22 protein-coding genes are annotated in these 26,768 nt (G+C 69.7%); 11 read left to right on the top strand and 11 right to left on the bottom strand.

Going from position 1 to position 26,768, the window contains the following annotated elements:
- Positions 1-78 precede the first annotated feature (78 nt).
- Positions 79-1,425: a PQQ-dependent sugar dehydrogenase gene (locus ACO2Q0_RS04350; protein WP_423350249.1), complete on the top strand. Its 1,347-nt coding sequence runs from the start codon at positions 79-81 to the stop codon at positions 1,423-1,425.
- Positions 1,426-1,524: 99 nt separating this feature from the next.
- Here ACO2Q0_RS04350 and ACO2Q0_RS04355 read toward each other — a convergent pair whose 3' ends face one another.
- The 4 genes from ACO2Q0_RS04355 to ACO2Q0_RS04370 all read right to left on the bottom strand — a co-directional run bounded on the left by ACO2Q0_RS04355 (position 1,525) and on the right by ACO2Q0_RS04370 (position 6,617).
- The gene (locus tag ACO2Q0_RS04355) at positions 1,525-4,074 is read right to left on the bottom strand and encodes a TonB-dependent receptor (protein ID WP_423350250.1); all 2,550 of its coding nucleotides are present in this window, start codon (positions 4,072-4,074) and stop codon (positions 1,525-1,527) included.
- A gap of 84 nt (positions 4,075-4,158) precedes the next feature.
- Positions 4,159-4,839, bottom strand: a complete 681-nt coding sequence (locus ACO2Q0_RS04360; protein WP_423350251.1) for an SDR family NAD(P)-dependent oxidoreductase — start codon at positions 4,837-4,839, stop codon at positions 4,159-4,161.
- A 21-nt stretch (positions 4,840-4,860) separates the two neighbouring features.
- Positions 4,861-6,033, bottom strand: coding sequence for an acetyl-CoA C-acetyltransferase (locus ACO2Q0_RS04365; protein ID WP_423350252.1), 1,173 nt, complete (start codon positions 6,031-6,033; stop codon positions 4,861-4,863).
- An 83-nt stretch (positions 6,034-6,116) separates the two neighbouring features.
- Positions 6,117-6,617 (bottom strand): GAF domain-containing protein, encoded by a 501-nt coding sequence (locus tag ACO2Q0_RS04370; RefSeq protein ID WP_423350253.1) that lies wholly within the window; start codon positions 6,615-6,617, stop codon positions 6,117-6,119.
- A gap of 99 nt (positions 6,618-6,716) precedes the next feature.
- Here ACO2Q0_RS04370 and ACO2Q0_RS04375 point away from each other — a divergent pair, with 99 nt between their 5' ends.
- Positions 6,717-8,753, top strand: a complete 2,037-nt coding sequence (locus ACO2Q0_RS04375; protein WP_423350254.1) for a prolyl oligopeptidase family serine peptidase — start codon at positions 6,717-6,719, stop codon at positions 8,751-8,753.
- A 358-nt stretch (positions 8,754-9,111) separates the two neighbouring features.
- Positions 9,112-9,528, top strand: a complete 417-nt coding sequence (locus ACO2Q0_RS04380) for a helix-turn-helix domain-containing protein (RefSeq protein ID WP_423350524.1) — start codon at positions 9,112-9,114, stop codon at positions 9,526-9,528.
- 35 nt (positions 9,529-9,563) lie between these two features.
- On the opposite strand, the gene ACO2Q0_RS04385 is transcribed toward ACO2Q0_RS04380, so the two are convergent.
- From ACO2Q0_RS04385 to ACO2Q0_RS04395, 3 genes are all read right to left on the bottom strand, one after another.
- Positions 9,564-11,111: a class I adenylate-forming enzyme family protein gene (locus ACO2Q0_RS04385; protein ID WP_423350255.1), complete on the bottom strand. Its 1,548-nt coding sequence runs from the start codon at positions 11,109-11,111 to the stop codon at positions 9,564-9,566.
- Between the two features lie 10 nt (positions 11,112-11,121).
- Complete coding sequence (locus ACO2Q0_RS04390) at positions 11,122-12,582, bottom strand: MFS transporter (protein ID WP_423350256.1); 1,461 nt, start codon at positions 12,580-12,582, stop codon at positions 11,122-11,124.
- Between the two features lie 75 nt (positions 12,583-12,657).
- Positions 12,658-13,905: a TetR/AcrR family transcriptional regulator gene (locus tag ACO2Q0_RS04395; RefSeq protein WP_423350257.1), complete on the bottom strand. Its 1,248-nt coding sequence runs from the start codon at positions 13,903-13,905 to the stop codon at positions 12,658-12,660.
- Between the two features lie 243 nt (positions 13,906-14,148).
- Between ACO2Q0_RS04395 and ACO2Q0_RS04400 the strand changes: the two genes are divergently transcribed.
- Positions 14,149-15,099, top strand: a complete 951-nt coding sequence (locus ACO2Q0_RS04400) for a bifunctional enoyl-CoA hydratase/phosphate acetyltransferase (RefSeq protein WP_423350258.1) — start codon at positions 14,149-14,151, stop codon at positions 15,097-15,099.
- Positions 15,096-16,271: an acetate/propionate family kinase gene (locus tag ACO2Q0_RS04405; protein WP_423350259.1), complete on the top strand. Its 1,176-nt coding sequence runs from the start codon at positions 15,096-15,098 to the stop codon at positions 16,269-16,271. The genes ACO2Q0_RS04400 and ACO2Q0_RS04405 overlap by 4 nt, the downstream gene beginning before the upstream one ends.
- A 28-nt stretch (positions 16,272-16,299) precedes the next feature.
- On the opposite strand, the gene ACO2Q0_RS04410 is transcribed toward ACO2Q0_RS04405, so the two are convergent.
- Positions 16,300-16,953, bottom strand: coding sequence for a class I SAM-dependent methyltransferase (locus tag ACO2Q0_RS04410; RefSeq protein ID WP_423350260.1), 654 nt, complete (start codon positions 16,951-16,953; stop codon positions 16,300-16,302).
- 102 nt (positions 16,954-17,055) lie between these two features.
- Here ACO2Q0_RS04410 and ACO2Q0_RS04415 point away from each other — a divergent pair, with 102 nt between their 5' ends.
- Entirely contained in the window at positions 17,056-17,568 is a 513-nt protein-coding gene (locus ACO2Q0_RS04415) for a hypothetical protein (protein ID WP_423350261.1), read from the top strand.
- 10 nt (positions 17,569-17,578) lie between these two features.
- Here ACO2Q0_RS04415 and ACO2Q0_RS04420 read toward each other — a convergent pair whose 3' ends face one another.
- Positions 17,579-19,690 carry a GumC family protein gene (locus ACO2Q0_RS04420; protein ID WP_423350262.1) on the bottom strand — a complete coding sequence of 704 codons (2,112 nt, stop codon included), beginning with the start codon at positions 19,688-19,690 and terminating at the stop codon, positions 17,579-17,581.
- A gap of 168 nt (positions 19,691-19,858) precedes the next feature.
- Between ACO2Q0_RS04420 and ACO2Q0_RS04425 the strand changes: the two genes are divergently transcribed.
- Entirely contained in the window at positions 19,859-20,581 is a 723-nt protein-coding gene (locus ACO2Q0_RS04425; RefSeq protein ID WP_423350263.1) for a polysaccharide biosynthesis/export family protein, read from the top strand.
- Positions 20,582-20,602: 21 nt separating this feature from the next.
- Complete coding sequence (locus tag ACO2Q0_RS04430; RefSeq protein ID WP_423350264.1) at positions 20,603-21,835, top strand: hypothetical protein; 1,233 nt, start codon at positions 20,603-20,605, stop codon at positions 21,833-21,835.
- Here the strand turns inward: ACO2Q0_RS04430 and ACO2Q0_RS04435 are convergent.
- Positions 21,809-23,167, bottom strand: a complete 1,359-nt coding sequence (locus ACO2Q0_RS04435) for an O-antigen ligase family protein (protein WP_423350265.1) — start codon at positions 23,165-23,167, stop codon at positions 21,809-21,811. The genes ACO2Q0_RS04430 and ACO2Q0_RS04435 overlap by 27 nt on opposite strands.
- Positions 23,168-23,198: 31 nt before the next feature.
- A complete protein-coding gene (locus ACO2Q0_RS04440; protein WP_423350266.1) occupies positions 23,199-23,996 on the bottom strand; it encodes a WecB/TagA/CpsF family glycosyltransferase in 798 nt (265 codons plus the stop codon).
- A gap of 38 nt (positions 23,997-24,034) precedes the next feature.
- Between ACO2Q0_RS04440 and ACO2Q0_RS04445 the strand changes: the two genes are divergently transcribed.
- The 3 genes from ACO2Q0_RS04445 to ACO2Q0_RS04455 are packed head-to-tail and all read left to right on the top strand — an operon-like array spanning position 24,035 to position 26,639.
- Positions 24,035-24,706: a sugar transferase gene (locus ACO2Q0_RS04445; protein WP_423350267.1), complete on the top strand. Its 672-nt coding sequence runs from the start codon at positions 24,035-24,037 to the stop codon at positions 24,704-24,706.
- On the top strand, positions 24,703-25,662 hold the full coding sequence (locus ACO2Q0_RS04450) for a glycosyltransferase (RefSeq protein ID WP_423350268.1): 960 nt from the start codon (positions 24,703-24,705) through the stop codon (positions 25,660-25,662). The genes ACO2Q0_RS04445 and ACO2Q0_RS04450 overlap by 4 nt, the downstream gene beginning before the upstream one ends.
- Positions 25,659-26,639 (top strand): glycosyltransferase family 2 protein, encoded by a 981-nt coding sequence (locus tag ACO2Q0_RS04455; RefSeq protein ID WP_423350269.1) that lies wholly within the window; start codon positions 25,659-25,661, stop codon positions 26,637-26,639. The genes ACO2Q0_RS04450 and ACO2Q0_RS04455 overlap by 4 nt, the downstream gene beginning before the upstream one ends.
- The last annotated feature ends 129 nt before the right edge of the window (positions 26,640-26,768 follow it).

Below are 26,768 nucleotides of genomic sequence, written 5' to 3' on the forward strand. Positions count from 1 at the left end.
GGGATCGGACCCTCATTCTCGGCCGCGCGCAACGGCGCCCCGACGTCAGCTATGGTGCGCCCAAACGGAGGATCGCCGATGACACGCCCTTGGCCCGCCCTCGCCGTCGGCATGCTGCTGGCCGGCTGCTCCACCGGATCGTCGGACCCCTGGGTCGGCTTCGGACCCGATCCGGAACTGCCCGCGCCACGCAAGAGCCTGTTGCCGACCGTCGGCGTTCCGGACGTCGTCGGCTGGCCGGCGGGCGCGGCGCCCAAGGCGCCGGCCGGCTTCGTCGTCACGCGCTTCGCCGAAGGCCTCGACCATCCGCGCTGGCTGCTGGCGCTGCCGAATGGCGACGTGCTGGCCGCGGAATCCGCTTCCGAGCCCAGCAAGGCCGACAAGACCAATCAGGGGATCAAGGGCTTCTTCCAGAAGCTGCTGATGAAGAAGGTGGGCTCCGCCAGGCCAAGTCCGAACAAGATCATCCTGCTGCGCGATGCGAACGGCGATGGGATCGCCGAAACCCGCACCACCTTCGCCCAGGGGCTCAAGCAGCCCTTCGGCATGACCCTCGTCGGCGGTCTGCTCTACGTGGCCAATTCCGACGGCGTGGTGGCCTTCCCGTATCAGCCCGGCGCCACGGCCGTGCCCGGAACCGGGACCAAGGTCTTCGACCTCCCGGGCCCGCCGATCAACCATCACTGGACCAAGAACGTGGTGGCGAGCCCCGACGGCGCGAAGCTGTACGCCACCGTCGGCTCCAATTCGAACGTCGGCGAGAACGGCATCGAGAACGAGCAGGGCCGCGCCGCGATCTGGGAGTACGACATCATGACCGCCCGGGCGCGGGTGTTCGCCAGCGGCATCCGCAACCCGAACGGCCTCGATTTCGAGCCCACCACCGGGGTGATGTGGACCGTCTCCAACGAGCGGGACGAGATCGGCGACGACCTGCCGCCCGATTACCTCACCAGCGTAAAGGACGGCGGCTTCTACGGCTGGCCCTACAGCTACTGGGGCCAGAACGTGGACAAGCGGGTGAAGCCGCAGAACCCCGCCCTCGTCGCCTCGGCCATCAAGCCCGACTACGGGCTCGGCCCGCACACGGCCTCCCTGGGCCTGACGTTCTACCGCGGCGGCGCCTTCCCGGCCCGCTATCACGGCGGCGCGTTCGTCGGTCAGCACGGCTCCTGGAACCGCAAGCCGCTCAACGGCTATCAGGTGGTGTTCGTGCCGTTCGCGAGCGGACGGCCGCAGATGCCGCCTGAGGCTTTCCTCACGGGCTTCCTGAACAAGGACGACAAGATCCAGGGCCGGCCGGTGGGCGTCACGGTGGATATGCGCGGCGCCCTCCTGGTGGCGGACGACGTGGGCGGCGTCGTCTGGCGGGTCGCGCCCGCCGGAGCCGTCGCCCCGCCGCCTGCGCCCGGCGCCCCGTCTTGAAGACGCAGATCCTGTCGCCGTCCGGTCGGGGGAAACAGGCGCCGGGGAGCATGGCGCCAAGGCCGGCGGCGGGTTGGCCCCGCCGCCGCTCGCTGCGCGTCAGTAGCGCCAGGTGATCCCGGCGCCCACCATGCGCGGCGCGCCGGCGATGAACGTCGGCAGGCCCAGGTTGTCGCCGGTGTTGCCGGCGTCGATGATGTAGTCCTCGTCGGTGAGGTTTGTGGCGAAGGCTTCCACCGTCAGCGGCGCCCTGTCGGACGTCCAGGCGACTCGCAGGTTGAGCAGGCCGTAGGCCTTCTGGAACTCGTCCTGCAGGTTGTCGGCCACGAAGGCGTTCGGCGGCTGCTGGAAGATCGCCCGGTCGTTGCTGTTGTCGAAATAGACCTTGGACTGCCAGGTGTAGCTCGGGCGCATTTCGAGCTCGCCGTCGCCGAGCGGCAGGCGCAACGACGCCGCCAGCGAGACCGAGTGGTCGGGGGACAGGCGGAACCGGTTTCCGTCGTAGGCGCCGGTCTCGAACCGTGCGTGGCTGTAGGCGTAGGTGGCCAGCAGGTCGAAGTTCGAGGCGACCGCGAAGTCCGCCTGGCCTTCGATGCCGTACGCCTTGGCCTTCCCCGCATTGGTGGTCACGAACAGCGTGCCGCGCTGCTCGACCGTCTGGAAGTTGTCGTAGTCGTAGCGATAGGCCGACGCGTCCAGGCGCAGACGGCGGTCCATCAAGGCCGCCTTCGCCCCGATCTCGTAGCTGTCCACGGTCTCGGCCTCGACAGCGGCGAAGCGGCCGGCCGTTCCGGGGCTGGCCGGACCGGACGCCGCCAGCACCTCGGGCCGTCGGCCTCGGGCGTACGATGCATAGACGTTGGCGTCGTCCGAAACCTCGTAGCGGGCCACTAGGCGCCAGGTGACGCCGTCGTCCTTGAGGTCCTGCTCGGTGACCTGGCCATTGCCGGTCGTCGGCTGGAAGGTCAGGCCGAACAGGGGAAGCTGGCTTTCCGGGATCTGCTGCACGATCGGGAGCGAAAGCGCGCCGATGATCGCCTGGGCCTGGGCCATGCCTTGGGGCGTGCCGCTGGCGGCCAGCTGCGCCGCGCCGATGGCGCCGCCCAGCACGCTGCGTCCGCCCACCACGCGCGAGCCGAAACCGGTCGTCTTCTCGTCGCGCGTGAAGCGTACGCCGGCCGAGACTTCCAGGCGGTCGGTGACGTCGTAGCTCACGTCCGCGAAGACGTCGAAGGCGTCGAGATCCGATGTGGCCAGCGTTTCTTCCACGTGGTTCGCACGCAGGTTCGCCGCGATGGCCGCGGCCTGGGCCGGCGTCAGGATCAGCCGGTTGCCGCTCTGAGCCGCCACGAGGCCGCGCAGAAGCGCGCCGGTGAAGGCCGTGTTGCCGAACACTGCGGCCGGAGCGGGCGTGGTCGCCGGCAGGCCGAGGCCGGCCGCGCCGGCGTTCAGCTGTCCTGTGACGACGGCGAGCGCGATCCGCTCGTCGAACTGGATCGGCGTGCGCTGGCTGTCGTCCGACTTGAAGAGGCCGCCGCCAATGAAGCCGCGGAGCCGGCCCCCGGCGTCGTAGTTCAGGCGCAGCTCCTGGCTCCACTGTTCGCCGTCGCCGTCGTTCAGCCCGGTCAGGATCGGCAGCGACAGGCCGTCGGGATCGAACACCTCGTCGCTGTGGTACTCGCGATAGGCGGTGATCGAATTCAGGGTCAGGGCGTCGGTCAGCTCGAAGCTGGCGAGGCCGGTGACGCCCCAGACTTCGCGGTCGATGCCGAGGCTCCTGCCGCCCTGGAACCCGGCCGGCGTGACCAGCGCCGCGGCGCTCTGCGGCCGGCGGTCGCCGAGCACCGCGCCCGTCGTCGGATTGGTGGGCGAGAAGCCGCCCGACTTGAACGCGGTGCCGGTAGGGTCGTCCTTCTGGTAATTGCCGATCACGTCCACGCTGATCCGGTCGCTCGGCTCGAACCTGACGCTGGCGCGGAAAGCCTTGGTGTCCACCGACTGGAAGGCGTCGCCGCCCAGCGCATTGTCCACATAGCCGTCGCGATAACGGACGCGGCCCGCCAGGCGCACGGCCAGCTGCTCGGTGAGCGGCACGTTCAGCGCCGCCTCTCCCAGACGGTACGCATAATCGCCGACCTCCAGCTTGGCATAGCCGTCCAGCTCAGCCGTGGACGCCTTCGCCTGGATCAGGTTGACGGCTCCGATCAGCGCCCCTCGCCCGAACAGCGTCGACTGCGGCCCCTTGGCCACCTCGACCCGCTCCAGGTCGAACAGCTCGACGTAGCTGCCTTGGGCCTTCGAGATGGAGACGCCGTCCTGGAACACCGATACGCGGGCTTCGGCGAACGCGTCGGTGGAGTCCGAGGTGATGCCGCGCATGACGAAGCCCGGATTGTTCGGCGACTGGTCCTGGACCTCGAAGCCAGGCGTGAACAGGGACAGGTCGGCGAAATCCTGGACGCCGAGGGCTTCCAGCCGCTCGCTTCCATAGGCGGTCAGGGCGATCGGAACGTCGATCGCCTGCTGCTGCTGCTTCTGGGCGGTGACGACGATCTCCTCGACCGCGACCGACTCCTGCGCCTGGGCCGCGCCGCCCGACAGCACGACGAGGCTCGCCGCGGCCAGCAGCCGCGCACGTGAGATGTACATGGAACTATCCCCTACGCTTGATGCGTAAGCGGGGCCGTAAGCCGGATTTGATAAGGACTTGTGACACGGCCCCCGACGCGGGGCTCAGACGCGCCCGGTGACCGGAACGAGGGCGCCGGTGACCGGTGTCGCCGCCTCCGAGGCTAGGAACAGGATCACCGCAGCCAGGTCCTTCGGCGCCACCCAGGCGGAGAAGTCGGCGTCGGGCATGTCGGCGCGGTTGGTCGGCGTATCGATGATCGAGGGCAGCACGGCGTTCACGGTCACGCCATCGGCCTTCAGCTCCTCGGCCAGCGACTGGGTGAGCGCATGCACGCCCGCTTTCGAGGCGGCGTAGGCGCCCATGCCGAGCCCGGCCTTAAGGGCCGCGGCCGAGCCCACGTTGACGATCCGCCCCGCGGCGCTGCGCTTCAGGTGCGGGATGGCGGCGCGGCTGGCGTTCGTCGCCGTCAGCACGTTCAGCCGGTACAGCTGCGGCCAGGTGTCGGAGGAACCGCCCTCGATCGTCTCCCAGCGGAAACCCCCGGCGATGTTCAGCAGCACGTCGAGACCGCCCAGCTTGTCCGCGACGGCGTCGATCGCCGCGCCGGCCTGGCCGGCGTCGGTCAGGTCCACGCCGGTTTGGATGAAGGCGCCGTTCGGCCCGGGGCACGCCTTCGCGTGGTCGATGAGCGCGAGCTTGCACGGAAGCTCCGCCGCAGCCTGCGCCACGGCGGAGCCCAGGACGCCGGCGGCGCCCGTGATTGCGATGATGCGGTCGGCCATGATGCCGCCGCTATAGCGCGACTAGAGCGCCTCGACGATGGTGACGTTGGCCATGCCGCCGCCTTCGCACATCGTCTGAAGACCCCACTTCTTGTTCCGCGACTTCAGCGCATAGAGCAGCGTCGTCATCAGCTTGGTGCCCGACGCGCCCAGCGGGTGGCCCAGCGCGATGGCCCCGCCGTTGACGTTCAGCTTGTCGGGGTTCGCGCCCGTCTTCTGCAGCCACGCCACCGGCACGGAGGCGAACGCCTCGTTCACTTCGAAGAGATCGATGTCGTCGATCGACATGCCGGCCTTCTTCAGCGCCCGCTCCGTCGCCGGGATCGGGGCTTCCAGCATGATCACCGGATCGTGGCCCAGCAGCGACAGGTGGTGGATACGGGCCATCGGCGTGAGGTTGTGCTCCTTCAGCGCCTTCTCCGAGACGATCATCACGCCCGAGGCGCCGTCGCAGATCTGGCTCGAGGTCGCCGCCGTGATCCGGCCGCCCTCGCGCAGGAGCTTCACGCCCCGCATGCCGTCCAGGCTGACGTCGAAGCGGATGCCTTCGTCGCTGTCGTGGCGGACGCTGTTGCCCTCGGCGTCCAGGCCGTCGATGGCCAGGATCTCGTCCTTGAAGGCCCCGCCTTGCGTGGCCGCGATGGCGCGCTGGTGCGAGTGGTAGCCGTACTCGTCGAGCTGATCCTTCGTCAGGCCATACTTCTCGGCGACCATTTCGGCGCCCATGAACTGGCTGAACTGGATGTTCGGATAGCGCTCTTCCTGGCGGGGGCTCTTCGGATGACCGAAGCCTTCCTTGAAGGGCAGCGACACCGAAAGGCCCATCGGCACGCGGGTCATGCTCTCGACGCCCGAGGCGATGACGATGTCCTGGGTGCCGCTCATCACCGCCTGGGCGGCGAAGTGCAGGGCCTGTTGCGAGGAGCCGCACTGACGGTCGACGGAGGTGCCCGGCACGCTCTCCGGCAGCTTGGACGCCAGGACCGCATTGCGCGCGATGTTGGTGGATTGCTCGCCCACCTGCATGACGCAGCCCATGACCACGTCCTCGACGGCGTCGGGCGCGACGCCCGAGCGGTCGACCAGCTCGTTCAGCACCACTGCGCCCAGGTCGGCAGGATGCCAGCCGCGCACGCGGCCGCCCTTGCGCCCGCCGGCAGTCCGCGTCGCGGCAACGATATAGGCCTCGCCCATCTCAACAGCTCCGTTCGTTCAGCTGCGCCCTCGAGAGCGGGCGCGTCGAAATAGATGTATGGGGGCGACGCAGCGTAAGACAATCACCCTCGCGAGAAGGTGTCCCCGAGGATCTTCTCCAGCCATTCCCGATCGGTCTCGTCGAACGCCGCCGGCCGCTCCGAATCCACGTCGAACACCGCAATCAGCGCGCCGCTCGCGTCCAGCACCGGGACCACGATCTCGCTCGCCGAGCGGCTGTCGCAGGCGATGTGCCCTGGGAAGGCGTGCACGTCCGGGACGAGCTGCGTCTCCCGCGTCGCAGCCGCCGTCCCACAGACACCCCGGCCGAACGCGATCCTCAGGCAACCCAGCGTGCCCTGATAGGGGCCGACGACCAGCTCGCCCTCCTTGGCCGGATCGACCAGGTAGAAGCCGGTCCAGAAGTAGTCCTCGAAACTGTTGGCCAGCATCGAGGCCACGGTCGCCATTCGAGCCGTAAGGTTCGGCTCCCCCGCCAGCACCGAGGCGATCTCCTCCGCCACCGCCGCATAGCGGGCGGCCTTCGCGGCTGGGAGGGCAAGATCGTTGAACGCTTCGGCCATGGCCACGCATGTAGCGAGCCCGCGCGGCTGGACAAAGCCCCGGCGGCGGCTTTCTCTGCCCGCCTCGTTCAGCGTTCCGGTTTTGGGGGACTTAACTAGATGCGTGCAGCGGTTCTGGCGTCGATCCTGGCGCTTGCGGCGACGACTGTCTCGGCCCAGGTGGCGGAAGGGCCCTCCCGCACCTTCTCCGCCCGCGATCTCTTCGGTCTTCAACAGGTCTCGGACCCCCAGGTGCGCCCCGATGGCGGGGCAGTGGCCTATGTCCGCGGCCGCAACGACATCATGACGGACCGCACCCAGCGGTCGATCTGGCTGGCGGACCTTTCGACCGGCGCGCAGTCGCCGCTGGTCGTGGACGAGGGGACGAGCTTCGCGCCGCGCTGGTCACCGGACGGGACGCGGCTCGCCTATGTGGCCGCCCAGCCGGGCACGCAGCCGCAACTGTTCGTCCGCTGGGTGGCGACCGGCCGCTCGGCCAAGGTCGCGACCCTGGAGCAGGCGCCCGACGACATCGCCTGGTCCCCCGATGGGAAGACGCTGGCCTTCACCATGATCGAACTCGACGAGGGCAAGCCGCTGGGCGCGCCGCTCAAGAGGCCCGAGGGCGCGAAGTGGGCCGAACCGCTGAAGGTGATCGACCGCGTCACCTACCGTTTCGACGGCCAGGGCTACCTCAAGCCGGGCTTCCGGCAGGTGTTCGTCGTCTCGGCCGACGGCGGTCAGCCGCGGCAGGTGACCTTCGGCAAGTTCGACAGTGCGGGCCCGATCAACTTCACGGCCGACGGGCGGGCGATCCTCTTCACCTCCAACCGCAACCCGACCTGGGAGCGCGAGCCGAACGAGAGCGACATCTGGCGCGTCGACGTCGTGGGGGGGCAGATGACGAAGCTCACGACCCGCGTCGGCCCCGACGCCGCGCCGGTCCCTTCGCCCGACGGCTCGAAGATCGCCTACATCGGCAGCGACGACCGGGGTCTGAGCAACGAGGACAACAAGCTCTACGTCATGGACGCGAACGGCGGGAACATCCGCCAACTCGCCGTCAACCTGGACCGTAGCGTGGGCGTGCCCCAATGGTCGGCGGACGGCCGCTCCATCTACTTTGACTACGTCGACAAGGGCGTCACCAAGGTGGGCCGCGTCGGCCTCGACGGCCGGATGGAGACCGTGGTGACGGGCCTGAACGGCGGCGGTCTCGACCGCCCCTACGCCGGCGGCGAGTTCTCGGTCGGTCGCGGCGGAGTGATCGCCTACACCCTCGGCACGCCTGAGCACCCGGCCGACCTGGCCGTCATGCGCGGTGGCAAGACCACCCGGCTGACCCGCCTGAACGACGGCCTGTTCGCCGGCAAGACGCTGGCCAAGGTCGAGCACCTGCCGGTCACCTCGTCCTACGACAAGAAGCCGATCGACGCCTGGATCGCCACCCCGCCGAACTTCGACCCGTCCAGGAAGTACCCGCTGATCCTGGAGATCCACGGCGGGCCGCACCAGGCCTACGGCCCGGCGTTCGCGACCGACGTCCAGCTCTACGCCCAGGCCGGCTACGTGGTCGTCTATTCCAACCCGCGGGGTTCGACGTCCTACGGCAACGCCTTCGCCAACGAGATCGACAAGAAGTACCCCGGCAACGACTACGACGACCTGATGAGCGTCGTGGATGCCGCCATCGCCAAGGGCTACGTGGATCCCGGCCACCTGTATGTGACGGGCGGTTCGGGCGGCGGCGTGCTGACCTCGTGGATCGTCGGCAAGACCAACCGGTTCAAGGCGGCCGCCACCCAGAAGCCGGTCATCAACTGGACCAGCCAGATGCTCACCGCGGACGGCTACGTGGGCATGACCAAGAACTGGTTCGGCAAAATGCCGTGGGAAGATCCGCAGGGCTATTGGGCCCGCTCGCCGCTGTCGCTGGTGGGGAACGTGACCACGCCGACGCTGGTCGTCGTCGGGGAAGAGGATCTGCGCACGCCCGTCTCCGAGGCCGAGCAGTATTACCAGGCCCTGCAGCTCAAGGGCGTGCCGACGGCGCTCGTGCGGGTGCCGGGCGCGGGCCATGGCGGCCTGGCGGCTCGGCCTTCCCAATCGGCCGCCAAGGCCGCCGCGATCCTGGCCTGGTTCGACCGTTACAAGTGACGCCAGCCCCTGGCGCGGGCGCGCCCGGGCCAGGGGCCCTATCCGCGGTTGCATCTCGCTTGCAGCCGCCGCCGCGCTCCGGCGCAGTTCCTAGGCGAGACAATCGGACGCACCCGCCGTCGGCGCTTCCACCCGCGGCCGCGGTTCTCCGCAGGACTTCCTCCGAGAGCGGCCCCGCTTCCTCGGCGGCGGACGATCAAAACAGGAACTCGCACCCACCCCAAAATGGGTAGGGCTGCGCTTTCGCAGCGCAGCATCTTCTCGCAACCTCTGGACGTACCTCGGGGGAGGTCGTCGCGGCTGCATCAGGTCCGCCGCAGGAGTTCGGACGATGAACAAGCCGGTGCAACAGGGCATCATGGGGGCGTTGGTGTCGGTGGAGGACGTGCTGGACAACCGGGGCGACGGGCCCCATCCCGTCGATCGTCATGTCGGCCTGCGTATCCGCATGCGGCGCAAGGAGATCGGCGTCAGCCAGGAGCGCCTGGCGGAGTCGCTGGGGATCACCTTCCAGCAGGTCCAGAAGTACGAACGCGGCGCCAATCGCGTCAGCGCCTCGAAGCTGTGGGAGATCGCCCGCGCGTTGCAGACGCAGGTCACCTACTTCTACGAGGGCCTAGGCGATGAAGCGGCTGCGCCGTCCGCCCAGGACGCTCAGGACTTCATGCTCACGACCGAGGGGCTCGAGCTGATGGCCGCGTTTCCGCGGATCGGTCAGCCGGCGCTTCGCCGCAAGCTGCTCGAACTGGTTCGCACCGTCTCGGAAGGGGCCTGAGAATTGCGGCGGCCTGCCGGCCGCCGCGGTCACCCTCAGACGTTCGCGGGCGCCTTGTAGCTGTCCCGCAGCTCCCGCTTCAGCACCTTGCCGATGTGGCTCCGCGGCAGACTGTCGACGATCTTGAGGTCCGCCAGGCGCTGGGTCTTGCCGAGCCGCGCGTTCGCCCACGTCTTGAGCTCCTCGGCGGTCGCCGCCGCGCCTGGCTTCAGCGCGATGAACGCCACCGGCGTCTCGCCCCACTGATCGGACGGCACGCCCACCACCGCGACTTCCAGGACCGCGGGGTGCTGCACGATCTCCGCCTCCAGATCGCTCGGATAGATGTTGAACCCGCCCGAGATGATCATGTCCTTCTTGCGGTCCATGAGCGTGAGGAAGCCGTCCTCGTCGAAACGGCCCACGTCGCCGGTGCGGATGTAGCGCAGGCCTTCCGGGCTCCACCATTCCGCTTCGGACGTCTTGCCGGGCTGGTTGTGGTAGCCGACCATCATCGCGCCTGAGCGGCCGACCACCTCGCCGATCTCGCCCTGCGGCACTTCCTGACCGTCCTCGCCGATGAGGCGGATGTCATGGCCGGGCAGCGGCTTGCCCACCGTGTGCAGCTTGTCCGGGAACTCGTGGCACAGCAGCCCGCACGAGCCGCCGCCCTCCGTCATGCCGTAGTATTCGACCAGCCCGCCCGGCCAGCGACGCAGCACCTCCGCCTTCAGCTCGGCCGGGAACGGAGCCGAGGTGGAGAACTTCATCTGGAACGACGACAGGTCGTACTTGTCGAAGTCCGGATAGGCCATGAGCCGACGATACTGCACCGGCACCAGCATCGCGTGTGTGACCCGGTGCTTCTCCGAGAGCTTCAGGAACTGCTCCACGTCGAACTTGGGCAGCAGCACCACCGTCCCGCCGTTGGAGATGGTCGGCAGGAATGAGACCAGCGTCGTGTTCGAGTAGAGCGGGGTCGAGATCAGGCTCACCGCGTCTTCCGGATAGACGCCGCGCCGGATCTGGCCCCATCGCATCCGATGCGGCTGGACGATGCCCTTGGGCGCGCCCGTGGTGCCCGACGAGTAGATGATGTTGAAGCCCTGGTCGGGGTCGATCTCGTGAAGCTCGGGCTTCGCCCCCTCAGGCGCCAGCCACTGCTCGAAGGGGACGCCCACGTCCGAACCGTCCAGCGACACACGCTTGGCCGTAACCTCGCCCATCACGCCGGCCATGGCGTCAGCCACGCCCTTGTCCAGGAAGAACACCTTGGCGCCGCTGTCCTTGAGCTGCAGGGCCAGGCTCTCAGGGGTCGAGGACGGCGCCAGCGGCGCGACGATGGCTCCCGCGCGGAGGATCCCGAAGAAGGCGGCGCCGTACTCCGCCGAGGTCGTGGCGCAGATCGCCGCCACTTCGGCCTTGCCGACGCCGTCGCGCTGCAGGGCCGCCGCGATGCGGTCCATAAGGCTGTCCAGCTCGGCGTATGGGATCGTCCGCTTGGCGTCGATGATCGCCGGCTTGTCCCCGAGCGCCTGCGCCTGGGCGGGGATCACGTCGGCGATTGTCCCGAAATCCTGCGACAGCAGTTCCTCGACGGTCACGGTCTACTCCTCAGCCAGTCGGCGCGCCCTCCCGGACAAGCTCCGCCCGGGCGGCGAGCTGGCGCAACGTCTCGGCATGGCTCGCCCGGGTGATCCCGTACCCCAGGAGGAACAGGGTGGCGAGCCCGTAGAGCAGGACCTGCACCGGCACATACACCAGCGCGAGGTCGCGCAGGATTTCGGGATCGACCCGCCCCGGCGCCGCATCGCGGGGGAAGCGGATGGCGCCCACGATGAGCGACGCGCCGAAGATGCCCAGGCCCGAGACCGCCTTGTTCACGAACGCGGCGGCGGCGAAGAACAGGCCCTCCTGGCGCCGGCCCGTCTTCAGCTCGGCGTCTTCCACCACATCGGCGATCATCGACGTGAACAGGATGCCCGCCGTCGTCGCCGCCGACATGCCGATCACGTTGGCGGCGAACACCGTCGCATACAACGTCCCGCTGCCGTTCGGCGGCATCAGGCCGAGCAGCCTCAGGACCACCGGCCCCAGCACGAACACCGCCGCGACCGGGACCAGGGCCAGCGACGCCGGACGCTTGTCGAAGCGCGACGCCACGTGCGGCGTGATGGTGAAGGCGATCACCGCCGCCAGCAGGCTGGAGCCGGTGAAGCCCGCGATCTGCCAGGCGCTGAACTCCCAATAAAACGTCGCGAAGTAGAGGCTGATGGCGAAGCCCAGGCCGACGGCCATGGCCAGGAAGAACGCCGCCCCCAGCACCATCAGGAACGACCGGTTGGCGAGCGTGCCGCCCATCTCGGCCCAGAAGCGGCCGAGGCTGATCTTCTCGTGCGGCGCGCTGGGCAGGCGCTTGATCTCCCGGTGGGTGCCGATCGCCGAGATCAGGATGGTGATGAACATCACGGCTGCCGCGAACAGGCCGTAGTTGGCGTAGCCGTCGGGATTGAGTTGCCCGACCGGATGCTCGGCCGTCGGACGGAGGAAGAACGTCAGGGCCGCCGCATAGGTTGCCAAGCCGCCGAGCCACGCGAAGAGGAAGCGGTACGACAGGAGCCGCGTCCGTTCGTCGTAGTCAGCGGTCAGCTCCGGCGCGAGCGCCGCCGACGGGATCTCGTAGGCGCTGATGAAGGTGCGGATCAGGATCGCGGCGACGATGAGATAGGCGATCAGCGCGTTCTCGCTCCATCCGACCGGCGGATTCCACAGGAACAGGTACGACACGGCCACCGGCAGGGCCGCGGCGTACATGAACGGATGGCGCCTGCCCCACCGCGAGCGGGTGTTGTCCGAGAGCTGGCCCAGCACAGGATCGATGAAGGCGTCGATGAGCAGGGCGACCATGATCGCTAATCCGACCTTCGCCGGCGGGAGGCCCACCACCTGTGCATAGAAGAAGGCCAGGAAGTACGAGAAGCCGTTGTCCTTCACCCCGAAAGCCGCCGAGCCGACGCCGTAGAAGATGCGCGTCGCGAAGCTGAGGCGCGCGGGGGCCTGGGGATGCGTGGCCAAATCTTCCTCCGCCGAGCGAGGCGTCTGTCGGCCCCTTTTGAAGCGTGGGGGCCTGCCGCCGGGGAACGTCAAGCCTCAGCTCACAGGGGAGACCAGTCCCTCGAACAGCGAACGCACGTAGAGCTCCGCGACCGCCTCTGGCGGGCCAGGGACCCACGAGCGCAATTCCGCCGCGGCGTTGATGGCCGCCGTCAAGGTCTGGGCGGCGACGTTCACGTCCAGGGGCCGGATCGAGCCGTCCGCGACACCGTCGCAGATGATGGAGGCGAAGCGGTAGGACACGCGGTCGAAGGCCTCGAGGAGCCCTTCCCGAAGCCCTTCGGGCACGGTGGTGAGCGCCGAGCTGCGCAGCAGCGGCGCGCCCAGGACCTGCCGTTCGATCAGCGTGGCGGCGAGGGTCGCCAGAACCTCAAGCCCCGTGCCGCCGACTTCGTCCGCCGCCTGGATGGCCCGCCACATGATGTCGAACGTCCGTTGGAAACACGCCGCGACCAGTTCGTCCTTGTTGGTGATGTGGTGGTAGAAGGCGCCCTTGCTGACGTGCAGCCGGGCCGAGATGCGCTCGACCGAGGCGCCGTGATAGCCCTCCTCGTTGATCAGCTCCGTCGCCGCCCTCAGGAACAGCTCGGACGAGGCCTGGGCGCTGGGATCGCCGGCGCGCTCCAGGTTCAGCGACCGCACCTTCGGCCACGCCGCGCCGTCGCCCAGGAAGCCGTTGGCCAGGATGTCGATCGTCCGCTCGGCGGTGCGGGGATAGTCCGTCGGCTCCACGCGCCGCAGCCAGGCCGGCGCCCAGAGCATCTGCGACAGCAGGAGGTGGGCGCGCGTGTTGGCGTGCGGCCGCAGCAGCCGCCCGCCAGGCGAGAATAGCGTCCGCACGTGGCGGAAGACCTGTACGTAGGCCTCGTTCACCGGCGCGCAGTTCAGGGCGCGGATGTCGTTGAAGACCGGGATCTCGTCGGCCTCGCCCGCGCTGACGCGGCGGCGGTAGTCGAACCAGGCGCGCACAAAGGCCGCCAAGCCCGTCGATGCGTCGCGCGCGCCGTCACCGGCCGCCACCAGGGCGTCGAAGGACTCCAGCCCCTGCAGCAGGGCCGCCGAGGCCAGCTCCTCCTTGTTCTTGAAGTAGTAGATCACCCCGGTCGGCACGAGGTCGAGCCGGGCGGCGACCTCGCCCAGCGTCATGCCGCGGACGCCCTTGCGGTTCATCTCGACCACGGCGGACCGGATGATCGCGTGGCGGCGCGCCTCGAAACGACGGGTCGGTCCCCGCCGCCTCGAGGCGGCGTCCTGTACGTCGATATCGTCCGCCCGCTCGCCCATCGGCCCAGCCTACTGAAAGAGAAAGCGCCGCGCCAACGCGACGCCACGTAACGTCGCGCGCGCCCGGGCTCGACGAGATGCGAGACGCTGAGCGCCGCCGTCTTGAGAGGCGCCGTCCTGGACTGCTACGTGCGTCATGCGCCCGAACGTTGGATCCAGGCGGTCCGGCCCGGGCCATCGGGCCCGAACCGACGTGACGCCATGAGCCTCAACACCTAGCCCCGAGCCTGCGAGGATCCGCACATGAATGGCCCGCCTGCCGCGCAAGAGGATGGAGCTCAACTCCAGCGTCTCCTGGGGCTGGTGCGGGGGCAGCCGCCCTTGAGGACGGCCGTCGTCCATCCGGTGGACGCGCTCTCGCTGGGCGCGGCGGTGCAGGCCGCCGAACGCGGACTGATCGAGCCCATCCTCCTGGGCCCCGCTCCGCGCGTGCGCGACGCGGCCGCGGCGGCGGCCATAGACATCGCGCCCTTCCGGCTGATCGATGTCGAACACAGCCACGAAGCGGCGACACGCGCCTGCGCCCTCGCCGCCGCCGGCGAGACGGCCGCGATCATGAAGGGCGCCCTGCACACCGACGAGCTGATGGAAGCTGTCGTCGCGCCCGCGTCGGGTCTCCGGACCGATCGACGGATGAGCCATGTCTTCGTCCTCGACGTTCCGGACTTCCCGCGTCCGCTCCTGATCACCGACGCTGCGCTCAACATCGCACCCGACCTGATGGTGCTGCGGGACATCGTCCAGAACGCCATCGACTGCGCACTGGCGATGGGGATATCCGAACCGAAGGTGGCGCTGCTCTCGGCCGTCGAGACGGTTCATCCCAAGATGCCGTCCACCATCCACGCCGCCGCGCTGTGCAAGATGTCCGACCGGGGCCAAATCGTCGGAGGGGTCCTCGAAGGACCTCTCGCCTTCGACAACGCCATCTCGGAGGCCGCCGCGCGGACCAAGGGCATTGCATCGCCGGTCGCCGGCCGGGCCGACATCCTCGTGGTTCCGGACATCGAGTCCGGCAACATGCTGGCGAAGCAGCTCTCCTACCTCTCCCACGCGCAATCGGCAGGTATCGTCATGGGCGGCAGGGTGCCGATCATGCTGACCAGCCGCTCGGATCCCGAGGCCTCGCGCCTCGCCTCCTGCGCCCTGGCGATGCTGGTGGCGCAGCACCGTCCGAGCAAGTACGCACGATGAGCCCAGGGCGCCTGCTGACCCTGAACGCCGGCTCTTCCAGTCTGAAGTTCGGCGTCTACGGCAGCGCCGCGGAGCTCCCGCTCCTGCTGGCCGGACAGGTTTCCGGGCTCGGCGGAGCGGCCAGGTTCCGCGCCCGCGCCGGCGCCACGGTGCTCGCCGACGAACCCTGGTCCGACGTCAGTGCGTTCGACGCGGCGCTCGAACGGCTCTTCGAATGGCTGACGGCGAGCGGCTGGGACCATGACCTGCAAGCGGTCGGCCACCGGATCGTGCATGGCGGCCTGGCGTTCCGACGCCCCATCGTCCTGACGCCCGAGGTGGTGGACGAGCTCGCCCGGCTCTCGGCGCTTGCGCCGCTTCATCAGCCCTTCAATCTGCGGGCGTGCTCACGCGCTGCGGCGCGCTATCCTGCCGCGATCCAGGTCGGGGTCTTTGACACCGCCTTCCATGCCGACCAGCCGCGCACGGCCCGGCTGTACGGCCTGCCTCGCAGCCTCGCAGAGGAAGGCGTCCTGGCCTATGGCTTCCACGGGCTGTCCTACGCCTACATCGCCGACCAGCTCCGATCAGCGATGGGCGCTGCCGCGGGCGGGCGAGCCATCGTCCTGCATCTGGGAAGCGGCGTGTCGCTCTGCGCGCTGCAGAACGGGCGAAGCGTCGCGACCACCATGGGGTTCTCCGCACTCGACGGGCCGCCGATGAGCACGCGGAGCGGCGCATTGGACCCCGGCGTCGTGCTGCATCTGCTGCAGGCCAAGGGCCTGAGCGTCGACCAGGTCACAGACCTGCTTTACCACCGCTCGGGTCTCCTCGGCCTCTCCGGCCTCACCGGCGACATGGTCGCCCTCCTGGCGAGCGACCACCCGCACGCCCGCGAGGCGCTGGACGTCTACACGTATCGGCTGGCGCGGGAGATCGGCTCGCTGACGGCCGCGCTGGGCGGGCTCGATACCCTCGTCTTCACGGCCGGCGTCGGCGAGAACGCCCCCGCGATCCGCCGCCGTGTGGCGGAGTTGAGCGGGTGGCTTGGGGTGCGGCTCGACGACGCCGCAAACGAGGCCGGCGCCCGGTCCATCAGCAGGCCGGACAGCGGCGTGCAGGTCCTGGTGATCCCGACCGACGAACAGGTGGTGATCGCGCGCGGGGTCCTTGAGCGGCTTTCGCCCGCCTGACGACCCTCACGAAACCCAGGCAGCCGCCCTAGCCGCCGCGCACCGCGATGAGCGACTTCACCAGGCCCAGGACGCGCTCGTCCTCGTGGTCGGCGTCGGGGAAGAGTGACCGGAAGGCGGTCTTGTCCAGCAAACGCGCCGAGCGAACGGCGGCCACCGCCCCGGCGACCGTCGTCTCGCGGGGATGATGGCCGTGCCCCCGCCGCAGCATCGCACGGATGCGCATCGGCTCCGGCAGCCAGTGGAAGATCGGCGCGAGGAAATGCGGCTCGATAGGAAACCAGAAGTACGGCGTCTGCACGTAGTAGAACGGCGCAAGCCGCCGCAGCTCGCCTGCGAAGGCCTCCATGTTCGACCATTCGCCGACATGCTCGATTACCGAGTTCGAATGCGCCAGGTCGAAAGCGCCGTCCTCGAACTGCGGAAGCCGACAGGCGTCCCCCTGCAGGACATCGATGAACGGATCCTCCGAAACCTGGGCCTGCAGGTTGACGCAGAGGATCGAGACGCCCGGAAGCCTCAGCTTCGCCTGATCGAAGGCCTGCCAGTAGCGGACCTCGCCACCGAGATCGATGATGCGGCAGCGGCCGCGCGCGGCGACGATCTCAGCGATGAGGTCCAGGAGCCGGCCCGCCCGGCGCTTTCGGGCGGCGGCGGACAGGCGTGTGGCGATCGGGTGCATGGACTTCAGCGGCGAACTTCCGGATGTTCGGCCGCAACAGGCTGAGCCGAGGCGTCTTCTTGGCTCACGCGCCGCCCGCACGGAAGCCCGGAGTTACCCAAGATGCCCACGCTCGTGGGGGTCGCCGCCGCCATCGTCGCCGCCGGAGGGCAACTCCAGGCCGCCGCCCCGCCCATCGGTTCGCTCCGCTATGGCGGCCTCGTCTACGATGTGCGGGCGGTCTATCGCGGCGCCGGCCTGAGCGGGCAGCCGCCCTACTGCGCCGAGCGCGGCGACGAGCTGGTGATGGTCGTCTACACCGTGCGCAACGGCGGGCCGGACGGCCTCTCCGGCCCGGCGGTGCCGCGGGTGACCCTGTTCGACCCACGAGGGCGCCCCACCGAACCCGACCGCCGCCGGACGGAGGCGCTCGCCTTCAAGATCTCTCCGCCCATGACGCTGCGCCACGGCCGGCTCGAACGCGGCGAGATCCGCGTGCTGGCCGACATCTTCAGCGTGCCGCGCGGCGACATCGACGACGGAACCTGGAAGATCCGGCCGGGCCGTTCGGGCGCCGACACGGGCATCATCATCCCGCAGCCGCGGACGTCCCAGAGCGCCGAATGCGACCGGTGAGGCCGCGCCTCTAGAGCCGCCGGTAGAGCGGCTCCGGCAGATGGTAGCGGCGCTTGTTCAGGATCGCGGCGAGCACCGGCCCGCCGGCGGCCTGGATCCGCTCGATCAGGTTGCGGGCGACCGAGGCGCGGGTCTTCTCGGCGGCGATCACCGCGACGATGCTCTCGACAACCGGGGCTGCGAACAGCGACATGTAGGATCGCGACAGGGGCGGGCCGTCGACCAGCACCAGGTCGTACTCCTTGCGCGCCTGGTCCATCAGCATCCGCCACTCGGCCTCGGTGAGGTTGGGCCTCGGCCCGGGATAGGGCAGCAGAACATCGAGCCCGGACGCGCCAACTTGGGCGAAGCTGCCTCCGGTCTCCACATGCAGCAGCGCGCCGCGTTCGCGCAGGAGATCGGCGGCGGCTCGGCCTTCGAGCGGCTCCAGGTCGAGCAGGAGGGTGCGCACCCCTTCGCGCGCCCTCGCCAGTCCCAGGTCGATGAGCAGGTTGGTGACGCCCACGCCATCGTCGGGGCCGATGAACATCATGCTACGCCGCGGGCGGCCCTCTTCCTCCAGCAGCAGCACGAGCGCCTGCATGTCGTCGGCGTCGGCGAAGCGCGCCTGGGGCACGCCAGCCACCGCCGGCTCCAGCGGCCGGCCGGGCTGCAGCAGCGGCGAGAGGAGCACCGGCACCAGGAGCTTCTCCTCGGCCTCGCGCGGCGTCAGCATGCCCTCGAAGACGGCGATGGAGAACAGGAGGACGGCGCCGGCGCTGACCAGCCCGACCACGAAGCCCCCCACGACGAGCAGCATGCGCCCGGAATGGCTTTCCAGCGGCGCCTGGGCCGCCTCGAGCACGCGGACGTTGGCCTGGGACGGAGAGACAGCCTGGGTGAGCTGCAGGTCCTGGGCCCGTTTCGTGAGCTCCGACATCGCGCTCTCCAGCAGGGTGCGCGTGCGGACGAGGTCCCTGTACTCCGGCCCGATCTGCACCAGGCGGTCGAGCGCCTCGTTGGTGCGCCGGAGCGCCTCGAGCGTGTTTGCCCGCCCGCGCCGGAACCCGCCGGCGTCGGCACGGGCGTCCTCCAGCTGCGAGAGAAGCTGCTGATAGACCGGGTTCACCGCCCGCCGGACGTTGGTGACCTGCTCCTTCGGCGCCGCCGCGATCTCGGCCTCCACATTGCGGATTCGCCTGTCGAGGTCGGCCACGAGGGCGTTGCCCTCCACGTAGGCGGCAGCGGCTTCCCGTCGCTGCGCCCTCAGCGTCATCAGCGACTGGGTCAGCGCGTCCAGGCTCTGAGAGCGGCCGAGGTCCGTGCTCTGTTCGAGCTCGGGCGCCGTGACCGCCTTGCGCGCCTCGAGGGCTGCGACCCGGCCCTCGCGCACCGCGACCTCCTGATTGAGACTCTCCAGCTGGGCGAGGAGCGCCGCCTGCTGGGTCTGCACGGACCGGACCTCGAGATCGTAGTCGGCGAAGGCGTTACGCGTTGAGAACGCCGCGATCTGGCCCTCGACCTCGGCCAGCTGACGCTTCACGCCGTCGGTCTGCTGCTGGATGGACGATTGGTCCGCCTGCTCGAAGACCGAACGGCGGCGTTCAAGGTAGATTTCCGTCAGCTTCGCCAGGGCGCGGACCGCGATGTCGCGGTTGCCGTTTCGATAGGACAGTTTCACGACGTTGGATTGGCCGATGTCCTCGATCGTGAGGTCCGCCTGGAACCGCTTCACGGCGGCGTCCACGCCCGCGGCGTCGGCGAACGTCCCGGGGTACATCCGTCCGGGGCCGAGCGCCTCGACCACCTGCTGGGCCACCTCGCGCGAGCGCAGGATTTCGGTCTCGGCGTTGACGATCTGGCTGCGGTCGAAGCTCAGTCCCGGCACGGCTCCGCCGAGCGGACTGCGGAACACGTAGTCGTCGCCGAGCAGGATCAGCAGTCTGGACTGCGCCACGTAGACGGGCGGCGTCACCAGCGCCACCGCCAGCGCGAACAGGAAGGGGATGAGGAAGGCGGCAAGCACCCGGCGGCGGAAGAAGAAGACAGGCCGCAGGAGATCGCGCAGGGTGAAGGCGCCGACCGGACGTGCGGGCGGCGTGCCGGTCAACCGGCGATCAACGGTGCCGCTCTCAGGACTCACGAACTGGCCTTGCTGGCGGTCCGGGCCGCGGCGGCCCAAACCCTCCAGGAGTGAGGGCAGATTCGCTTAACAAAATTTGAGTAGCGGTCGGCAGACGTAAATCCATAGACTCGGCCGTCGACTCAGCGCCCGCCCAAGGGAAGCGGCCATCGGGAACGTGTCCACAGTATGGCCTCAGGCAAGTTGAAGCGGGTCGTCGCCGTCGTGCTGGGCGCGGCCATCGTGTCGTCGGGATGCGCGACCCCGCCGCAGACCGGGGACAATCCGCCCCTCTCCGCCCTCGTCGACGAGACCTGGCGCGCCGAGGACTTCGAATACCGGATCGGCGCCGGCGACGAACTCGGCGTGCGCTTCCTGGTGAACCCTGACCTCAACGCGCAGGTGACCGTTGGGCCGGACGGCAGCGCGGTGTTCCCGCTGATCTCGAGCGTCAAGCTCTCCGGGCTCACCGTGCGCCAGGCCGACGCCAAGCTGTCGCAGATCTATGCCGGGGTGCTGCGCAATCCTCAGGTGAACACCCTCATCTACAACTATGCGGCCGGACAGGTGTACGTGGGCGGCGAGGTCCGCGAGCCCGGGGCGCGCAACATCCGCGGCGAGATGACGGCGATCCAGGCCATCATGGAATCCGGCGGCTTCCTCGACACGGCCCGGACGCGCAAGATCGTGGTCCTGCGCAAGCGCACCGGCGACACCCGCGTCCTGATGCGCACCTTCGACGCCAATGCGGCCCTGCGCGGGGCCGACGGCTCCGACCTGCGGCTCCTGCCCGGCGACGTCGTGTTCGTGCCGCGCAGCGCGGTGGCCGAGGTCAACCGCATCGTCCGGCAGTACATCACCAACAGCCTGCCGTTCTCGATGAACTACGAGCTCAGCCGCGATGTGCCCTGAGGCCGCGGGCCGCCACGCCGCATGAGGCGCTACGCCGCCTCGGCCGTCGAGCAGGCGCTGTGGTCTCTGACCAACCTCGGGGTCAGCCTGCTGCTCGCGCGCGTGGCGGCGCCGGAGGTCTTCGGCGCATTCGTCTTCTGGGCGAGCTGCGCCTTCGTGCTGTCGAGCGTGCAGAACGCCGTGAGCGTGTGCCACCTGCAGGTGCTCGCCCCCGGTCCGGGCCAGGCTCCGCACCGGCGCGACACCGAGCGGCTGATGCATCTGGCGACCGCCGCGCTCCTCGTCCTCACGGCGCTGGGCGCCCTCGCCGCCGTCGCCCTGCTGCCCGCCACATCAGCCCTCCGGTCGCCCGCGGCGGCGTTCTACCTGCCCGCCTTCCTGCTGCAGCAGTACGTTCGCGCTCTGACCTTCTCGCGCGGACATCCGCTCGCCGCCGCCCTGCAGACGGGCCTGGTGCTTGTCGCCGCCGTGCTGTGCGGACTGGTCCTGTGGGCGAGCGGCGCCTCCCCCGATCTGGACGCCTTCCTTTGGCTGCTCGGGGCCGCTTACGGGATCGTGGGCCTGGGCGGCGCCCTGGTGCTTTGCCGCGGCCAGCTGCGAGGCGAACTGCCTCCCCTCTCCGCCTACGCGGGCTACGCCCGGCGCACCGGCTGGGTGCTGTTGGGGGTCTCCGCGGCAGAACTCCTGACCCGCTTCTACGCCTTCGTCGTGGCCGCCCGCTTCGGCGCGGAGACGCTGGCTGGGCTCGCGGCGGCCCAGCTCCTCCTGCGCCCCGTCCCTTTGATGGGCCTGGCGTGGGGCATGGTGGGCCGCGCCGATCTCGCCGCGCGGCGTGACGCTGCGGACTGGTCCGGTTTCCGGCGTCTCATCCTGATCGCCATGGTCGGCGGACTGACCATCGCCGCGGTCTGGACCGCCGTGGTCGCCGGCGCTTGGCCGGTGCTTGCCCAGGCGGCGTTCGGCGGCCGCTACATGGACCTCGGAGGGGTGGCCTTGCTGTGGGGCGTAAGCTCCGCGCTCAGCCTGGCGCAGTCGGTGCTCAATCCGGCGCTGCAGGCTTTGAAGGCCTTTCGACCGCTGGCCCTCGCCAACGCCGCCGCCGCCGCGATCGCGGCGACCGCCGTGCTTGGTCTCAGCCATGCCCTCGGCCCCACCGGCGCGATCTGGGGCATGGCGGCCGGTCAGGTCGTGGACCTCGCCGCCATGGGGGCGGTGCTGGCCTCCGCCCTAGCGGCGCGGCGACGCGCGGCCTGAGCGGGCGGCGCCCGTTACAGACAGGCCCTCCAGTTCCAGCTGCACCGCCACCAGCAGGATGATCGTGCCGAACATGGCGTTGGCGGTGAAGTAGCTGCTCTCCATCCAATTGTGGCCGAACAGGACCAGCGGGAAGAGGCCAAGCGCGGCGGCCGCGGCGAAATGCGCGCGGTCCGCGCGTGCATCGGCTCGTCCGAGGTCGCCGCGGATGAGGCCGAGGCCGCGCACCACCCAGCGGATCAGGAGGATCAGCCCGCCCGTCAGGCCCACCAGTCCGGTAGTCGCGAGCAGATCGAGGTAGCCGTTATGGGCCTGGTTGGTGAAGGCGTCGGACTGCGCGAACCAGAGGTTCGACTGCAGGCTGGGCTGCAGCCGGGGATCGATGTCCCAGAACGACCCGAAGCCGGAGCCGATGATCGGGTGCTTGACGATCTGGCTGAACACGAAGGCCCAGACCTCCGTCCGGCGGGTGAAGGTGATGCCCTGGAGCGGCGCCATCGGGTCGCGCGCCATGTAGGTGCACCAGGCGAGCCACCCCAGCAGCGCGGCCAGCACGGCCAGGCCGAGACCCGCCAGGACGGCGTAGAAGACGACCACCCGCGCACGGAGCAGCACCAGAAGCACCGGCGCGGTCGCGACGGTGACGGCGAGCAGCGCGATGCTGGTCTTGGACTGGCTGGCGATCAGCAGGCCGACCGCGCCCAGGAAGAGAGCGCCCCATCCCAGACGCTGGCCCCAGGTTTCGCGGGCCAGGGCGAAGGGCCCTAGCACGATGCACGAGAACAGCATGGCCGCGCCCAGCGTGTTCTTGTGGTTGTGTATCGCCGCCAGCCCGAAGGGGGTCATCGAGAGGCCGGGCGCCGCGGCCGTGCTCACGAGGTCGATCGCGACCATGATCCCACACGCCAGAGCCAGCACTGCGTGCATGCGGCGCAGCCCGCCTAGTCCCAGGGCGACCGCCAGGCTGACCCCGAGCGCGACGACATAGAGGATGAAGCGACGGCTCGCGACGCCGGGATCGATGGCCCACAACGTGGTCAGCCAGAACCAGCCGAACAGCAGGATCAGCGGCGCGAGCCGCCCAAGCGCCGCAGGAAACTCCGCCCGCCTGATCCAAAGGAGCGGCGCGGCCAGGGCGAGCAGCCCGATCCAGATGAAGCGGTTGACGGGCGAGACCGTTGCGGCGCCGGTCGCGGCGTCCAGCGCGATCTCGCGGGAGAAGGGCGTTGGGCCGATGAAGATGTAGAGCAGCGTCAGCACCAGCACGGCCGCGGACCAGCGCTGGGTGAGCCGCTCCAGCTGCACGGCGCGCGCGGCCTGGGCGGCCTCCAACGAGGCCTGCCAGGCGCGAAGGCGGAGGTCCTCAGCCGCGGACAGCGGACCGCCTCCCCTTCAGTCGCGTCGCGGCCGCTTCGGCGAGACAGAACGCCAGCGTTGGCAAGTTCTGCACGAGATAGCGCCGCCAGAGCCGCCGCGGCTCCTGCGTCAGGCGGTAGAGCCAGACGAGGCCCGAGGCTTCGGCCCACTGCGGCGCCGCCCGGTAGGCGCCGCTCAGCACCATGATCGAGCTGCCGATGCAAAGGCCCAGTCCCGTGGCGCGGCCGTCCCGACGGACTTCCCGACAGAACAGCTCCGACTGCGGCGGGCCCATGGCGACGAAGACGAACCTCGCCGGGTGGGCGGCGACGAAATCGACAGCCTCCCGGACGGCCTTTGGATCGTGGATGAAACCCATCGGCGGAATGTGCTGGACCAGCGCGCGCAAGCCGTAGCGCTCGCGCAGGGCGGCGGCCATCTCGGGCGTGCCGCCCACCAGGGTGAGCCGGTCCCCCGGACGGATGTACGCCTCCAGCAGCTCGCGGGTCACGTGCGAGCCTGCGGCGAACTTCAGCTCGAGCCCGGCCCATTTGGCCACCCGGTGCAGGATGCGGCTGTCGTTGGTGCTGATCAGCGCCTGCTCATACGCATCGGCGAAGGCGGGGTCTGCGCGGTGGAGGTCGATGTGCTGCACGTTGGGCGTCACATAGTAGGCGAAGGGCGCCCCGGCCGGCCGCGCCGCGAGCGCGGCGGCCGCCTCCTCCATCCCAAGCGGCGTGAACCGCACGCCGGCGAACCGCACGTCGCTTGGGGACTGATTGCTCGCGGGACGGACTTCCGGCATGGGGGATCGATCAAACCTTAGAAGCGACTTGCGGACAAATGCCTAACGGCGGCGAGACAGACGACGAGGCCATGGCCGGCGTGGGCCCCGCAGGGCCACGGCGCAGCAGGCTCGCTCGGGCCGCCAAGCGGGCGATCGACGTCGTCGGGGCGGCCGTGGGCCTGGTCCTCCTGAGCCCGCTGCTGCTGCTGGTGGCGATCCTCGTCAAGGCGACGTCGCGGGGGCCGGTCTTCCATCCCTGCGATTGGGTGGGAGAAGGCGGCCGCCGCTTTCGTGGCTACAAATTCCGCAGCATGCAGGCGGGCGCCGCCGACATGGAGGCGACCCTGCAATCCCGCAACGAGATGCGAGGACCGGCCTTCAAGGTCACCAACGACCCGCGGATCACCCCGCTCGGCCGCTTCCTGCGCAAGTACAGCATCGACGAACTGCCCCAGTTGTGGAGCGTGCTGAAGGGGGATCTCTCGCTGGTCGGACCGCGCGCGCCGCGGGTCCATGAGTTCGAGCGGTTCACCGAGTACCAGAAGCGGAAATTGGCGGTGAAGCCCGGCATCACGTGCCTCTGGCAGGTGGAGGGCCGTCACCGGATCAACGACTACGACGACTGGGTGCGCCTCGACCTCGAGTACATCGAGCGCTGGTCCCTGTGGCTCGACATCAAGATCCTGGTCCGCACCCTACCGGCGGTCCTGCGGGGGACCGGGCAATGAACGGCGCCGAGCTCGACGCGAGCGTCGTGATCCTGAGCTACGACCGGGTTCACCTGCTGGAGCGGACCCTGCGCGCGGCGCTTGGCGACGACGTAGCCGGCCAGGTTCGGCACGAGATTATCGTCGTCGACAATCACCCGGACCGGCTGGCGGAGGCGCTCGTCGCCGAGCTGGCTGCCCATTCCGGTCGGCGCCTGCGCTACCTGCACGATGCGCGACGCAACATCTCCATCGTGCGCAACCTCGGCATCAAGGCCGCGCACGGCCGCTACGTCGCCTTCATCGACGACGACGAAGCGCCGCAGCCCGGCTGGCTGAACGAGCTGGTCGCCTGCCTGGACCGCACCGGAGCCGACGCCGCGTTCGGGCCGAAGCTGCCGGAGTTCGAGGCGGGCGCGCCGCCGGCCTGGGACCCCGAAGCCTGGAACTTCACCTGCGACTTCCGGGAGCCGCCAGACACCGAGCTCGTGATGTTCGGTCGCCTGCGGCGACGGGGCAAGGGACTGGGCAGCGGCAACGCCATCTTCCGGGTCGCGACCTGCCTGCAGGGACCGGAACCGTTCAGCGTCGCTTTCGGGGACGCCAACGGCGAGGACACCCACCTGCTCTTCCGCCTGGCGCTCGAGGGCCGGCGCTTCGTGTGGTGTCCGACCGCGATCGTCCGGGAGTACATGGAGCGCACTCGGTCCACCCCCGGCTACATCCTGACCCGGATGAAGCGGGGCTCGCAGCACTACGCCACCTGCCGGATCGCCACGAGCCCGACGCCGACACTCACGCGGCTCAAGATCACCGCGCTCGGGATGGCCCAGTGGGCGGTGCACGCCCTGCTCTTCGCCGGATCGGGCGAGTGGCTGGGCGAACGCTCGTACCGGCATCGGATCGGCATGGCCAAGGGGCTCGGCAAGCTGACCTGGCGCGCCCCGATCGGCTTCATCGACGAGCGGGCGGCGTGAGCGGCCCCGTCGACCTCACGATCGCGATCTGCACCTACGACCGGCCCGAGCTGCTCGCCCGCACCCTCCGCTCCTGTCTGGCGCAGCGGAACGCGCTGGGCCTGCGCTTCGAAGTGGTGGTGGTCGACAATCATCCGTCGGGCAGCGCTGCGGCCGTGGTCGCCCAGCTCGCGACGGAGACGGCCGTCCCGGTGCGGTATGTCACCGAGACCACACGCAACATGTCCGTGCTGCGCAACCGCGGTTTCTCCGAGGCGGCCGCCCCGCTGGTCGCCCTGATCGACGATGACGAGGTGGCCGATCCCGCGTGGACGGACGAGCTGGTGGGCGCCCTTCGTCGCACCGGCGCCGATGTCGCCGTCGGTCCCCGGCTTGCGGTGTTCGCCGAGGCGCCCCCGCCCTATGATCCGGCGGGAACGGGCTTCATGCGGGACCTCCGTCTGCCCGATGGCGCCGACATTCCGCTGCTGGACGCCCGCGGCAAGCCGCAGCATGGCCTGGGCACGGGCAATTCCCTGTTCGACATGGCCCGCTGCTTCCCCGACGGCGCTCCAGCCATGCGTCCCGAGTTCGGCGACGCCGGCGGCGAGGACTTTGAGATGTTCGTCCGGCTCCACCGCTCGGGCCGCCGCATCGTCTGGGCGTCCCGGGCCGTGGTCACCGAGACGGTCCTGCCGCATCGAACGTCGACGGCCTACCGGCTGATCCGCACCCAGCGCGAAGCGCAGCACTACGTCACGATCTATCTCGACGTGGCGCCGCATCCCGGCCGTGTCTGGCTGAGCCTGATGGCCAAGGGTCTGCTGCAGCTGGCGGTCGGTCTGGTCCTCGCCACGGCCACGTGGGAGTTCGGATCGACCCGGCGCATCGCGGGACGTCAGCTGATGGCGCATGGTTTGGGCAAGCTGCTCTGGCGCCGGCCCGTGGGCTACATCGCAGAGCCACCGGCTCGCCTTCCGTCCGGCTCAGCCTCGTAGAAGGAGGCCGCTTGCGGGCGTCAGGCGCATTGTCGCACCCGCTGCGCAGCCGCCTGGGGACGGCGGCGACCAGCTTCGGACCAGTCCAAGGCCTTGATCTCCCGAGCAGTTTCGCAGCCTAGCGGCTTC

This window comes from Phenylobacterium sp. VNQ135 (assembly GCF_049445735.1).
Lineage (GTDB): Bacteria > Pseudomonadota > Alphaproteobacteria > Caulobacterales > Caulobacteraceae > Phenylobacterium.

Excerpts from the sequence above, each read along its gene's own strand:
- ACO2Q0_RS04370 (WP_423350253.1), bottom strand. The coding sequence starts at position 6,617 with ATGGCCGAAGCGTTCAACGATCTTGCCCTCCCAGCCGCGAAGGCCGCC.
- ACO2Q0_RS04450 (WP_423350268.1), top strand. The coding sequence starts at position 24,703 with ATGAACGGCGCCGAGCTCGACGCGAGCGTCGTGATCCTGAGCTACGAC.
- ACO2Q0_RS04360 (WP_423350251.1), bottom strand. The coding sequence starts at position 4,839 with ATGGCCGACCGCATCATCGCAATCACGGGCGCCGCCGGCGTCCTGGGC.
- ACO2Q0_RS04425 (WP_423350263.1), top strand. The coding sequence starts at position 19,859 with ATGGCCTCAGGCAAGTTGAAGCGGGTCGTCGCCGTCGTGCTGGGCGCG.
- ACO2Q0_RS04375 (WP_423350254.1), top strand. The coding sequence starts at position 6,717 with ATGCGTGCAGCGGTTCTGGCGTCGATCCTGGCGCTTGCGGCGACGACT.
- ACO2Q0_RS04445 (WP_423350267.1), top strand. The coding sequence starts at position 24,035 with ATGCCTAACGGCGGCGAGACAGACGACGAGGCCATGGCCGGCGTGGGC.
- ACO2Q0_RS04440 (WP_423350266.1), bottom strand. The coding sequence starts at position 23,996 with ATGCCGGAAGTCCGTCCCGCGAGCAATCAGTCCCCAAGCGACGTGCGG.
- ACO2Q0_RS04395 (WP_423350257.1), bottom strand. The coding sequence starts at position 13,905 with ATGGGCGAGCGGGCGGACGATATCGACGTACAGGACGCCGCCTCGAGG.
- ACO2Q0_RS04430 (WP_423350264.1), top strand. The coding sequence starts at position 20,603 with ATGAGGCGCTACGCCGCCTCGGCCGTCGAGCAGGCGCTGTGGTCTCTG.
- ACO2Q0_RS04350 (WP_423350249.1), top strand. The coding sequence starts at position 79 with ATGACACGCCCTTGGCCCGCCCTCGCCGTCGGCATGCTGCTGGCCGGC.
- ACO2Q0_RS04365 (WP_423350252.1), bottom strand. The coding sequence starts at position 6,033 with ATGGGCGAGGCCTATATCGTTGCCGCGACGCGGACTGCCGGCGGGCGC.
- ACO2Q0_RS04380 (WP_423350524.1), top strand. The coding sequence starts at position 9,112 with ATGGGGGCGTTGGTGTCGGTGGAGGACGTGCTGGACAACCGGGGCGAC.
- ACO2Q0_RS04400 (WP_423350258.1), top strand. The coding sequence starts at position 14,149 with ATGAATGGCCCGCCTGCCGCGCAAGAGGATGGAGCTCAACTCCAGCGT.
- ACO2Q0_RS04410 (WP_423350260.1), bottom strand. The coding sequence starts at position 16,953 with ATGCACCCGATCGCCACACGCCTGTCCGCCGCCGCCCGAAAGCGCCGG.
- ACO2Q0_RS04415 (WP_423350261.1), top strand. The coding sequence starts at position 17,056 with ATGCCCACGCTCGTGGGGGTCGCCGCCGCCATCGTCGCCGCCGGAGGG.
- ACO2Q0_RS04405 (WP_423350259.1), top strand. The coding sequence starts at position 15,096 with ATGAGCCCAGGGCGCCTGCTGACCCTGAACGCCGGCTCTTCCAGTCTG.
- ACO2Q0_RS04355 (WP_423350250.1), bottom strand. The coding sequence starts at position 4,074 with ATGTACATCTCACGTGCGCGGCTGCTGGCCGCGGCGAGCCTCGTCGTG.